A 12,752-nucleotide genomic window follows, 5' to 3' on the forward strand; every position below is an offset into this window, starting at 1 on the left:
TAAAAAGAGCTTGATCCTTTGGACCAAGCTCTTTTACGAGAACACTATATGAAAATGAAAAAATTTACTTCTTAATTACACAGTAAACTTAATCGCATTCTCCAAAATTTCTAAATTATTGTTGTGAGTAGGCAGGTTTTTGTGGTGAAAGGCCCAAAATCTGTTATTTGACTTATTCAATGGCCCCTGTTACTTCCTTCAAAAAAGTATTATCGTCGAAATATGGGGCTTCTGCGAGTCCGGTTCGTACGATAACCAAGTCTTTAGAGGGAATTATATAAACCCGTTGCCCTTGAAATCCGTTTGCCGAATACAAATCTTTAGGTACATCAGGGTACTTACCTTCGGAATTAAGCCACCAATGGGCGCCATAGGTGCCGTTTGAGCCTTCGGTAGGTGTGGTGATATAATCTATCCATTCCGGACTAAATAACTGTTCTCCATTCCAATTGCCTTTATTAAGGTGAAGTAGTCCAAACTTAGCCCAATCACGAGTTGTAGCCCATCCATATGAGGAACCTACGTAATTTCCTGCCATATCGGCTTCAATGAGCATGGAATGCATCCCGATTTTATCAATGAGCTCAACATATGGAAAGTCTAAGTACTCCTGATGTGTTTTAAACTGCTTCCGAAGTACGCCCGAAAGAAAATTCGAAGTTCCAGATGAATAGTTCCATACCTTGGGATCGTCACTACTATACGCCGTGTTTATTTGAGATTTGGTCATGTCAGCTTCCAAAAACAACATTTTTGTCACATCTGAAATGGAACCGTAATCTTCATCCCAAGCTAATCCGCTAGACATCCGAAGAAAATCATCTAAAGGAATAATCTCGCGGGGGTCTTTACTCGTTAAGCCCGTTAGATCTAATTCCTTAAAAGGGCGATAACTCATATCTATTTTACCTTGATGCATTAAAATTCCATATAAAGTTGCCAAAACACTTTTGGTCATTGACCAACCTAGAATCGGTGTATCCTTGGAAAACCCTTCTATGTACTCTTCGGCCACAATTTGACCTTTGTAAACCACCAGTATTGTACGTGTTTTTTGTATTTCATAGTCGACAAAAGCGCTTTTTACAGCGGCGTTTAACTTTTTATAATCGATATTTTCAAAAACCGTATCGGCCTGTTCCTTATTTCCATAGGGAAAGGGTAAATTTTTGGCAGCATAGGTGCGTTTTGGTTTTGGTAATGTTTGTGTTTTGTCGTAGTCATCGTTGATCAACACACAACCCAGACCTTCACGACAGATACTTTCGCGTTCCATAAGTCCAAAAACGGAAGTGGTTACTCCATTTTCATCGGTACTTTCTAGTTCTGCAAGCTTAATAAGGGGGACATTATTATCACTTTCTACAATATCGGAATACAATCTATCGGCAATGAAATTAGTAGAGGCCAGATTTTTAGAAGCGTAACCCGAAATGATATTGAGTTTAGGATAATTGTAAATTACTGCAATGGTAAGGAGAAGTAGCAGCAACAAAAGAATACGTTTAAAAGTTTTCAAGATAGAAAGGAATTTTTATGATTAAATTTAAAAACGAAGATAACTAAATGTATTTTTCAATGTCTTATTTGAAAACCTGTATCATATGGTCTAGTGTTGTGCTGTTACTTTTTGGTTCATGTAAACAGAAGCAGCAAGATAAATTCGTTTGGAAAGCTATTGAGGTAAAGGTTTCAGCGTACAACTCAGTACCTTCTCAAACTGACGGTTATCCTACTATTGCGGCTTGGGGTGATACCCTAAAACCAAGAATGAAGGCCATTGCTGTCTCTCGAGATTTGATTCAAATGGGGTTAAAACACAATACTAAAGTAATGATCAAAGGCCTTCCCGGAGTGTATTTAGTTAAAGATAAAATGGCCAAGCGATGGAAGAAAAGAATCGACATCTATATGGGCGATAAGGTTGAGAAAGCTAAAAAATGGGGTGTTAAGGACCTTGAAATTGTTTACGAAGTTGAAAATGATACTTTAGAAACTAAAAGCAAACAAGGTTTATGATTAATCCGAGATTTTTGAGGGCCATATGTCTTGTTTTATTGTTTAACGGCTGCGCAGAAAAATTCAAAATAATTGACAAGCCCCTACTTTTTGATGCCGAACGCAAGCAGTTAACCTTGCAATATCTTTCCGATAGGTATGGTTTGGAACAAAATGACCCGACGATTAATCCAAAAATGATTGTTTTACACTGGACGGTTATTCCCACTTTTGAGGAATCTTTCGCGACCTTTAATCCATCTTCCTTGCCCAGTAGGCCAGACATAAAGTCTGCCAGTGCCTTGAATGTCAGCTCTCAATTTATGGTAGATAGAGACGGTACGATTTATCGCTTGCTTCCAGAAACTACCATGGCCAGGCATGTTATTGGATTAAATCATTGTGCCATAGGAATTGAAAATGTAGGTGGTACAGACGATTTGCCCCTAACCGAAGCGCAATTACAATCCAACATTTCGTTGGTCAATTATCTTTCTGATAAGTATCATATTGACTATCTCATTGGGCATTATGAATACACCCTTTTTGAAGGCCATGAACTTTGGATGGAAAAAGATGATGGGTATCGCACGAAAAAGACTGACCCTGGAAAAGGTTTTATGGAGAAAGTAAGAGCGGCCACCAAAGCGCGTGAATTTAAACCTTTACCTGACTTATAAATAGAGCGTATAGAAAAGAGAAAAATAGACTAAAGATTCAAATACGCCGTTCTGTATATTCTTTTTTTGGATCACTAAAACATTGACAAAAAATATGAAGACTAAATTTTTCACACTCTTGCTCCTAGTAACATCAATCGCTTTTTCCCAAGAGTCGGATATTACCTCCCAACTCTTCGATACCTATGAAACGTACAAGGAGACGAGTTTAGACAAGCGAAGAATAAAGCACCATCAGCTACAGCCATTATTGGTAAAACTTAGATCAAACCCTTACTTCACAGTAAAGGTGGTAGGACAATCTATTCAAGGTCGCGATTTATCGTTGGTGAGTATTGGGAGAGGAAAGACCAACGTTTTTCTCTGGTCGCAAATGCATGGTAATGAACCAACGGCCACTCAAGCACTATTTGATATTTTCAACTTCTTTGCCAGCGATGATTTTAAGGATGAAAAACAGGAAATTCTCAGCAAGCTGACGCTTCATTTTCTTCCCATGTTGAACCCAGATGGGGCCGAAAGGTTTCAACGGAGAAATATGTTGGGTGTAGATATCAATAGAGATGCCTTACGCCTACAGTCTCCAGAAAGTCGAACCTTAAAACGCGTTCGTGATAGTTTGAATGCCGACTTCGGATTTAATTTGCACGACCAGAGCACCTATTACAATGCCGAGCGTACAGAAAAACCGGCTACAATTTCCTATTTAGCACCAGCTTACAATTATGAAAAAGAAATCAATGAAAAACGCGGCAATGCTATGAAGGTTATTGTTTTTATGAACAATATTATTCAGAAATATGCCCCAGGGCAAGTGGGTCGCTATAACGACGATTTTGAACCCCGTGCCTTTGGCGATAATATTCAAAAATGGGGTACAAGTACGATTCTTATCGAGTCGGGCGGGTACTTCAATGATGTAGAGAAACAAGCAATTAGAAAATTGAACTATGTGTCTATTCTATCTGCAATTTATACCATTGCCAAAGGTAATTATGAGGATATACCCTTAGCCGATTACGAAAAAATACCCGAAAACGATCGGAAGCTATTTGATTTGAAGCTTACTAATGCGACCTATGAAATTAATGGGAAGCCCTATACAATTGATATAGGAATGAATCGGTTGGAAGTAGCCATAGCAGATAGCGCTGATTTTTGGAATAGCAGTCGCATTATCGACCAAGGCGATCTGTCTACCTACTATGGGTATGAGACCTTTGATGCATCAGGATATACGATAAAACAAGGAAAAATTGCAGACCAATACAATAAGGCGTCATCCGTTATTGAATTATTACGTGAGGGATATCTCTATAAGCGGACTACTAGTCAAATCTTAAGTCTTCACCCATTCACCAGAGAACCCATTCATTTGGTTGGACCAAATTTCAAGTTGGAACCACTGCATTTGGAAGTAGGTATAAACCCCACTTTTTTACTAGAAAAAAATGGGGTCTACGAATATGCTGTTGTCAATGGCTTTTTAATCAAGCTCGATACTGGGGCTGGCTATTTCAAAAATGCCATGACGTTTCATTGACTTTTAAAAGTTAAAGCTTGCGCTTACATGGGCCATATTGGTGAACATAAATACCAAAAGCGAAACAACTGTGACCACAATTCCAGAGAACAAGCAGATAACGGCGTACTTATACGAATTAGATAAAGTTCCGACAGCACTCTCGTTAATAATGTTTTTAATCGTTTTCATAATTTCTGAATTTTAGTTGTGTTTTGTTTACAAGGCTAAATTACTGCTGAAAGCGCGAGTAAATATCACTGTCATAAGTGAAATTGTACTCCCTGAAAACAGGGAGTTCCTGTCTTAATACCCGTACTGAATATTCATATGGGGCCCGTATACAAGCAGTATTGCTAACATCACAAACAAAGTAACTACAATGGTAGAAAAGAGTAAGAGGGTAGTGGCGGAATACCATTTTGGCATACCATTTAAAGCGCTATTTCGAATAATTAAGTTGAATACATCCATAATTTCTTTCTTTTACGTTAAATGCCATTTCAGTTTTTAGGATGTAGGTGGTCAATAAAAATGTGGGGTTCTATATATGAAACAAGTATCGGGCCAAAAACCCTAATACCCCAGATAAAAGGTTCAAGGTTGACGCTGAAATGCGGAACAGTACCCTTAGATACAAAAAAAGCACCCGATTGGGTGCCTTTAATTTTGTTGGAAAAATTGGTATTATTCACATCCGCCAGTAAAGCCAGTAGCATCAAATTTTGTCTGTACTGCACCTTGTTTATTACCTGTTTTGACCTGTATCGCTAAATTGTTTTCACCACTTCCGTCACGTTTTGGACTGCAGTATTCGAATAGGTAGAAGCTATTCGCACGTTCTGATACACGAATCGAGATATCGTTAAAAGTGGTTTCCAATTCTTCTTTGTTGCCAGCAAAAACACTAAAAGTCTTTCCGATATCGGTAAGCACTTGTGTATCTATTTCTCCACCCAAGCCGATGGTAAAAAAGGAAATATTTGGGTCGGCTTCATCTACTTTCTGCTGGGCCGCATCTTTAGTAAAGCGTGATGCTTGATCGGTACCATCGGTAAATATCACTACCGAGGCGGCACCAATTTTATCGCCTTGTGTACTTGCTGTTAGCAGTTCAGAAGCCTTATCTGTCGATTTAATAACTGCGCCATACAGATCTGTAGATGGGTCATTGCTTATGTCATCTGTTATGCCATTAATGGCCATGGTCAGCTCCTCCTTTGAGGTTGTTAGATCATTCAATAGATGCAATTCATTTTCTCCATCGAACCAATATATGGCCATTTTAAAAGAATCCACTGGAGTATCTGGCATCACATTATCAACAAAACTAATACTAGCACTTTTCAACTCTGTTAAACTGCTACTCAAAACACTATTACTCAAATCTAACACCAACAAGGTATTATTACTAAAAATCTGTGAATTGGGTGATATACGAGCCAAAGACTCAGAAGTCGAAATGGTATTAAAACAATCATCATTTCTTCCTTGTTCATAAATCGTAAACTGGTCGGCCGTAAGTCCTGAAATCGGGTTCTGGTCAGCGTCAGACACTTTAAAAAGAATAGAGACTTTACCGGGTAAGGTGGTAAATTGTTCCTGAATCGAGAGTACTAAGTCATTTTCTCCAAGGCCAAGGCAATCGTCCACTTCTTTACCTTTACCTAATCCGTCTCCGGTATTCAATCTAAAGTTCACGTCGTCATCAGCATTTCCACAGGAAACAAAAAACGCAACAGAAAAAAATAAGGCAAGTAATTTGGTGTATGGTTTCATTTTCTAAATTTTGGGTTCAACCATCAGAACGGACAAAATCTATATAAATTATGGCCTTCTTTTAAAATAAGTGTTAAACATTGTTAAGAGATTTTTGTAGTTTTCAGGCTTCGTTTAGAAGAAGCTTAATAATTCATGAAAAAAAACCTCTCCTTAGCAATAGTACTTTTACTATTATATACTGCAGTAAATGGGCAAAAGAAAAATGAGGGTTTTAGGTTGCAAATCAGAAAAGCAACCGCTCCGATAATAGTAGATGGTATTGGAGATGATAGGGCTTGGAGTGATACTGATGTGGCCAAGGATTTCTACATGGTGCTGCCAATGGATACTGACCCAGCGAATGAAAAATCAGAAATCCGAATGGCCTATGACGACAAGAACTTCTATTTGTTAGCCACCTTTTATCACAGTACTACAGCAAAATATACTGTTGAATCATTGCGAAGAGATTTTTCCTTTGGTAAGAATGATAACTTTCTTCTGTTCTTAGATCCATTTAATAATCAAACTACAGGATTTACTTTTGGGTCTAATGCCTACGGAGCACAATGGGATGGCACCATGTTCAATGGAAGTAATGTCGATTTAAATTGGGATAGCAAGTGGATATCTGGAAGCTCACATGACGATGAAAAGTGGGTCTTTGAAATGGCCGTACCTTTCAAATCTATTCGATACGAAGAAGGGGTAAAGGAATGGGGAATCAACTTTAGCAGACTTGATCTAAAATCAAGTGAGAAATCTAGTTGGACACCGGTCCCCAGACAATTTCCTACTTCTTCAATGGCTTACAATGGCACCTTGGTATGGGATGAAGCTCCACCCAAACCCAAACTTAACTTTTCAGTGATTCCATATGTCTTGGGAGATGTAAAACAAAACAAGGCAAATAACGAGGAATCTGAATTCAATACAAAGATTGGGGGTGATCTAAAATTTAGCTTAACGCCTTCCTTGAACCTCGATGTCACTGTAAACCCAGATTTTTCGCAGGTGGAAGTTGACCGCCAGATTACTAATTTGAACCGGTTTGAACTTTTCTTTCCCGAAAGACGCCAGTTTTTCCTTGAAAATGGAGATCTATTTGCAAACTTTGGTTATCCTACCATTAGACCTTTTTTTTCTCGACGTATTGGTCTTGGAGTTCCGATACAGGCCGGAGCTCGTGTAAGTGGTAATATCACTGATTCTTGGCGTGTGGGTCTTATGGATATTCAAACAGCCAGTGTAGATGAAACCGGCTTGCCTAGTCAAAACTTTGGGGTGTTATCATTGCAGAAAAAGGTTTTCAGTCGTTCTAGTATTGGTATAATGCTCATCAATAAGCAGTCTTTCAATTATTTGAACGAGAGTGATTCACTGCGCACAATTCATTCGGAGTACAACCGAAATCTTGGAGTTGAATACAATTTGGCCTCTTCCAATAATCTATGGAATGGCAAAGCCTTTCTATTAAAATCGTTTTCGCCCAATGATGATGCCAATGGAATTACACAGGCAGCTCATTTGGAGTATAATAGTCGCAAATGGAGCTGGCGCGTTCAAGAAGAGTGGGTAAGTGAAGATTACAGTGCCGAAGTAGGTTTTGTACCTAGAAGGGGTTATGTCAATTTCAATGGAAATCTTGGATATCTATTTTTCCCCAAGGAAGGCAAAATAGTAAGTCACGGCCCCACAATAAATTCTCAAATCTATTTTAACGAGAATATTAGACGAACAGATAATCTAAATTACCTGGTATATCAACTGGCTTTTCGTAATCGTAGTAGCCTTGAAGTTTTCGTTTCTGATGATTATGTTGAACTCTTGGCACCTTTTGATCCCACGCGCTTGGGTAAAGAAGAATTGGATACCGGCACAAAGCACCAATGGAATGCTTTTGGTGGGATGTTTTCCTCAAAACCTCAAAATCTTTTTACCTACGGCCTTGAAGCTCGCTTTGGAGGATACTATGCTGGAGGTAATCGAACAAGTTTGACTACCGAATTAGGATATCGTTTTCAACCTTTTGTTGGCCTAAACGCGAACTTAAATTACAATCATATTAAATTACCCGCTCCATGGAATACGAATGAATTTTGGCTCATAGGGAGTGAGGTAGATTTTACGTTTACTAACAAACTTTTTTTTGCAACGCTTTTTCAATACAATGAACAGTCGGGTAATTTTAATCTAAACTCTAGGTTTCAATGGCGTTATGCTCCTGCTTCAGATCTCTTTTTAGTATATACGAATAATCAAATGATAGATCCTTTTATGCCTCGAGACTGGTCGTTAACTTTAAAATTTACCTATTGGTTCAATAAATAGTATCGCATATGGACAAAAAGCCAAGTATTGCAATTTTAATTCTGGCAGCGGGAGAATCGTCAAGAATGGGAGATCAGACCAAGCAAATACTTGCTTGGAAAGACTCCACGTTATTGGGTACTGCTGTAGATCAGGCTAACGCTTCTATTGCGAGTCATACCTACGTAGTTTTGGGAGCTAAGGAAGAGGTCATCAAAGCAGAAGTGAATTTAGAGTCATCAACAGTTATACAAAATGCGCAATGGAGAAATGGTTTGGGTAGCTCCATCGCCTCTGGTGTAGCATACCTAATGTCTAAAGTAACAACACCCGATGCTTTACTTATTATGTTAGCAGACCAACCGCTTATAGACACCAACTACTTGAACAAAATGATGGGCAATTGGATCGGAAATCCATCGAAGATCATAACTACCCAATATAAAAACCACTCTGGTGTGCCAGCGATTTTTGGTAACGAATACTTTGAAGAATTACAAAAGTTAAACCAAGACTTTGGAGCTAAAGACATTATTGCTGCGAATGATGCCGCGATTTTAGCCTTAGATCCTGATGGAAAAGAAATTGATATTGACAGTTGGGAAGCCTATGAAGAATTGGTCAAGAAGCGACGAATTTAGACTGTTTGCACCAATTGGCTTTTAATTTGACGCATGCGTTCGCGTGAAACGATAAATTCGGTCAACGCCTCATCTTTCATTCGAAGTATAAATTTGTCGTATTCCCAAAAAGAATAATTGTATACATACGTACGATTTACAAGCACACCACGATTGATACGAATAAATCCTTTGCTTGACAACATCTCTTCAAGTTCATTTAGGGTTTTTCGAATGTAATACAAATTGTCAATTGTCTTTACTTCATATATACGATCCTTTTTTTCAATCCATAATAAGTTGGAAAGCGGAATCAACATATTTCCGTTGTCATTGATGACCTCTAGACAATTAACTTCTTCCGATGTGGGTGCGTTCTCCTTTTGTGCAATCTTCTTCTTTCCGGACTGCAGATAGAGGTTGACATTGAAAAAGGTATACCCAACCGCCAAAAAAGGCAATAAAGCCTCCCCATACATTCTTCCAAAGTGTCTGAACTGTCGAATTAAACGACTGCCGTCAATAACAAATTCATTCCTCCAAACATGACGAAAAATAATAGCCAAAGGAATAAAAATGCACAACGATAACAACAAGATGAAGAGATAACGCAAATTTACGCTAATGACCTCCTTAAAATTGCTTGGGTAGGTCTTTGAAATGTACGCTTGTAGGCGAAACGTCAAATAAAACAAGATCACAATCGCAAAGGCTTCTACCATCAACCAATCAACCAATAATTTTTTGGAAAATAGTTTTATATCACTCAGCGTTTCCAATAGTTGAGCAGTTCTTTCCTTGTAAATAACCGTAATTGTTAACTGCAATAAACCCATGAAAGCCCCGGCTAATAGTAGAACTTCCGTTTTTTTGAAGAAGGAATAGTTAAGTGGTTTTTCTTTACTCATGAGCGCTTTCAAATATCAATATTTATTGAATTAAACCCATCGGATTTCACAGAACAATTATCGGATTTGAGACGAATCACGAAATGTACGACTAATCTTTTTACACTTTTAACGTTCTAATCAAATAACAAGCACAGCTCGATTCGAATTATGATAAACGTGGCTTTGCTACTAGCGAAGCTACGGGCAACAATTCAAATTTAAAATACGCATTTGTCCTTAAATCAATATACCAAACTATTTAAATCAAATATTATGTTAACCATTACAACTATGAAAAAACATGCATTACTAGGAATAGCCCTGTTTACTTTTTTGGCGTGTTCAAAAGATGAAACGGTAGCTATTCAAGAACCAGAAATTATGGATTCTGAATTGGGAAGCGACTTTAGAAAAGTAGATTTCTCCTATACGGATGTGCAAGATGGAATTCAATATGTAAATAATACCCCAGGAGTGCAATCGCTTAATAGTGCTTCAAACGGAATAAATGGACAACATTGGGTGTATAAATCACCCAGCACCTCTAATCAAGAAATAGGCTTTAGTGTTTTGTATGCAGAAGCGTGTGAAAGTGGTCCGTGTGATGTAATTCTGTTTTTACATGGATCAAATGGAACTGAAAACTCAGGTGCTACCTTGTTTTTTGATTACTACCTAGAAAACAAATCAGACCAGCCCCGGGCGTTCATTTTTGCTAATGGAATTAGCGAAATAGACAGCGGTAATGGGCATCCATGGCAGCTACGAGAAGAAAACGGAAAGACCCTCAATAGTCCTAAACAACTGGTAGAGCTAATTGGTGCGATTGTAGAAGATTCCACGCTATTTCCATTTATGAAAAAAGATATGAACCATTGGTCGGTAACAGGCTTTTCGGCAGGAGCTAGTGGGGTTATGGGTACATATATGGATCCGATATTTCAAAATAATGCCAAGTACCAACCGAAGCATATTTTCCCCTTGGGAGGTTGGATGACCGATTCCCTTTACAAATATTTTGATTTCGATGGCGGATTGGCACAGGTTACATCATGCGACAGTTCTGAATTGGAATTGATAATTGCAAATCACTTAGAAGATGATGTAGACTGTACTGGAGCCAAACAATACCAAAGCAAAGAATTCTTGGTAGACCATTTTACAACAAAGGAAGTCCCTTTTACGTACCTAGGCCTAACCGATGAAGGTTTACCCTGTGAAATGGGAGATGGCAACAACCCGGTTCATTCTGTCAAATTCTATCTAAGGAACTCCATTCCTAATTCCATTCAGAACGTCAGCTGTATAGAGGCAACCTATTTAGAGATGTATCAGGTGCTGGGAGATATGTTGTATCGTGACTACTAAAATTGAATTAAATAAGAAAACATAAAGATCATTAAATCAGTAGATTAGAACCTATGAATATGAATGCTAAGACTTTTAATATAATTGGCTCAAGCGGTAAAACCATTGGCTATTTATTCATAACCATACTTGCCCTATTAAGTGCCAGATGTAACTCTGATGAAGGTCAAATTCTCCTTGAAGAAGATGCTTCAGGTGTGCATGAAACAGATAACGAAATGGACGAAGATTCGAAAGGAAACCCCCTGACCCAGGTTACGAGAATAACTCCAGGTGGAATTAACGAAGGTGACTTTTTTGGTTATGAAATTGCGGCGAATGAAACCTTTACTGTAGCAAGTGCACCCTTTAGTGATGAAAAAGGACAACGGACCGGTGCGGTCTATATTTTTATGAGAAACGGAACAAAATTTGAAAATACGGCTCATATTATTTACCCAGAGTTAGCAACCACCGAAGATTATTTCGGTTGGAGTATAGCGCTAGATGGTGAAGTGCTAGTAGTCGGTGCTCCAAGAAACGATAGTATGGCAGAAAACGCAGGTCTAGCCTATGTTTATGAACATGTTGGAAATAATAACTGGAACATGATTCGGCAATTAGCTGCCCCAAACCCGCAACCCAACCAAGAATTCGGAACCAGGGTAGCTATAGAAGCTGAGACTATCGCTATCAGTTCAAAATTCGATGATGACAATTACTTTGATGAAGGTGATATTACCAATGGGGCAGGGGTAGCTCAAGGATCTGTATTCTTATTTGAAAATGTTAATAACTGGGAATATACCCAAAAGTTGATTCCAAACAGCGGTCAGGGTCACAAATGGGATGCATTTGGGGCCGCTATTGCCATACAAAATGGTAGCATTGCCGTTGGTGCACCAGGCACTGACAACACAACCTATAAATTTCCTGGCAGCGTTTATGTGTTCAAGGCGTCAAACGAAACATGGACTTTACAATCAAGGATAGAAGCCTCAGACGGCAAAAGTGAGGACTTTTTTGGCGTTGAAGTTGTCTTAGATGATGCCGACTTGGCAATTGGGGCTTCAGGCAGTTTTAATTCCTTGCTACCCAATAGTAATCAAGCGTATGGGGCAATCTACACATTTGTGGAAACCGGAGAAATTTGGAAGGAGGATTCAAAATTAATACCTGATGATGTATTGCCAGGTGATAATTTTGGTGGTAGCGGACTGGCATTTCATGAAGCGTACTTAGTTGCAGGTGCATCTTTATCAGAAGAATTGACAGCAGGTAATGGAGCCATATATTTCTTTAAAAGAGAAAGCGGATGGCCGGAATCTCATAAGGTAATTGCACCCGATCCGTTGAATGAAGATTTATTTGGCAGTAGTGTGGCCGCAACAACGGACCTGATTTTTGCAGGGGCCCACCGTCGTTGTAATGAAACAGGTTGTTGGGCAGGTGCGCTATATTTTATTCAATAAGAACAATATAGTAAGGCAATTTGATCAAACAGGATAGCTGACACACTTAACAATTAGATTTTTCGTTTTATAAATGCTTTTAGAACTAAAAATTACCGTTTATCGAAAAAGAAGGTCATTTCACATAAAAACAATTGGGGGTTTTAAACCCT

At 38.6% G+C, this 12,752-nt stretch carries 11 protein-coding genes; 7 read left to right on the plus strand and 4 right to left on the minus strand.

Features of this window, described 5'->3' with window-relative positions; translation table 11 throughout:
* Positions 1-172: 172 nt before the first annotated feature.
* On the minus strand, positions 173-1,519 hold the full coding sequence (locus tag ABJN95_RS12200) for a serine hydrolase (RefSeq protein ID WP_348370682.1): 1,347 nt from the start codon (positions 1,517-1,519) through the stop codon (positions 173-175).
* A 59-nt stretch (positions 1,520-1,578) separates the two neighbouring features.
* Between ABJN95_RS12200 and ABJN95_RS12205 the strand changes: the two genes are divergently transcribed.
* The 3 genes from ABJN95_RS12205 to ABJN95_RS12215 all read left to right on the plus strand — a co-directional run bounded on the left by ABJN95_RS12205 (position 1,579) and on the right by ABJN95_RS12215 (position 4,221).
* Positions 1,579-2,019, plus strand: coding sequence for a hypothetical protein (locus ABJN95_RS12205; protein WP_348370683.1), 441 nt, complete (start codon positions 1,579-1,581; stop codon positions 2,017-2,019).
* Positions 2,016-2,678: a peptidoglycan recognition family protein gene (locus tag ABJN95_RS12210; RefSeq protein WP_348370684.1), complete on the plus strand. Its 663-nt coding sequence runs from the start codon at positions 2,016-2,018 to the stop codon at positions 2,676-2,678. Before ABJN95_RS12205 ends, ABJN95_RS12210 begins: the two co-directional genes overlap by 4 nt.
* 94 nt (positions 2,679-2,772) lie before the next feature.
* Complete coding sequence (locus tag ABJN95_RS12215; protein ID WP_348370685.1) at positions 2,773-4,221, plus strand: M14 metallopeptidase family protein; 1,449 nt, start codon at positions 2,773-2,775, stop codon at positions 4,219-4,221.
* Between the two features lie 3 nt (positions 4,222-4,224).
* On the opposite strand, the gene ABJN95_RS12220 is transcribed toward ABJN95_RS12215, so the two are convergent.
* Positions 4,225-4,392, minus strand: coding sequence for a hypothetical protein (locus tag ABJN95_RS12220; RefSeq protein ID WP_348370686.1), 168 nt, complete (start codon positions 4,390-4,392; stop codon positions 4,225-4,227).
* A gap of 495 nt (positions 4,393-4,887) precedes the next feature.
* Positions 4,888-5,979 (minus strand): VWA domain-containing protein, encoded by a 1,092-nt coding sequence (locus ABJN95_RS12225; RefSeq protein WP_348370687.1) that lies wholly within the window; start codon positions 5,977-5,979, stop codon positions 4,888-4,890.
* Positions 5,980-6,114: 135 nt separating this feature from the next.
* Between ABJN95_RS12225 and ABJN95_RS12230 the strand changes: the two genes are divergently transcribed.
* Positions 6,115-8,292 (plus strand): DUF5916 domain-containing protein, encoded by a 2,178-nt coding sequence (locus ABJN95_RS12230; RefSeq protein WP_348370688.1) that lies wholly within the window; start codon positions 6,115-6,117, stop codon positions 8,290-8,292.
* A gap of 8 nt (positions 8,293-8,300) precedes the next feature.
* Positions 8,301-8,912: a nucleotidyltransferase family protein gene (locus ABJN95_RS12235; protein WP_348370689.1), complete on the plus strand. Its 612-nt coding sequence runs from the start codon at positions 8,301-8,303 to the stop codon at positions 8,910-8,912.
* Here the strand turns inward: ABJN95_RS12235 and ABJN95_RS12240 are convergent.
* On the minus strand, positions 8,909-9,799 hold the full coding sequence (locus ABJN95_RS12240; protein ID WP_348370690.1) for a LytTR family DNA-binding domain-containing protein: 891 nt from the start codon (positions 9,797-9,799) through the stop codon (positions 8,909-8,911). The two genes, ABJN95_RS12235 and ABJN95_RS12240, sit on opposite strands and share 4 nt — an antisense overlap.
* A gap of 273 nt (positions 9,800-10,072) precedes the next feature.
* Between ABJN95_RS12240 and ABJN95_RS12245 the strand changes: the two genes are divergently transcribed.
* Both ABJN95_RS12245 and ABJN95_RS12250 read left to right on the plus strand, forming a co-directional pair.
* Complete coding sequence (locus tag ABJN95_RS12245; RefSeq protein WP_348370691.1) at positions 10,073-11,149, plus strand: hypothetical protein; 1,077 nt, start codon at positions 10,073-10,075, stop codon at positions 11,147-11,149.
* Between the two features lie 59 nt (positions 11,150-11,208).
* Entirely contained in the window at positions 11,209-12,600 is a 1,392-nt protein-coding gene (locus tag ABJN95_RS12250) for an FG-GAP repeat protein (protein WP_348370692.1), read from the plus strand.
* Positions 12,601-12,752 lie beyond the last annotated feature (152 nt).

This window comes from Maribacter sp., assembly GCF_039974175.1.
Taxonomy (GTDB): domain Bacteria; phylum Bacteroidota; class Bacteroidia; order Flavobacteriales; family Flavobacteriaceae; genus Maribacter_C.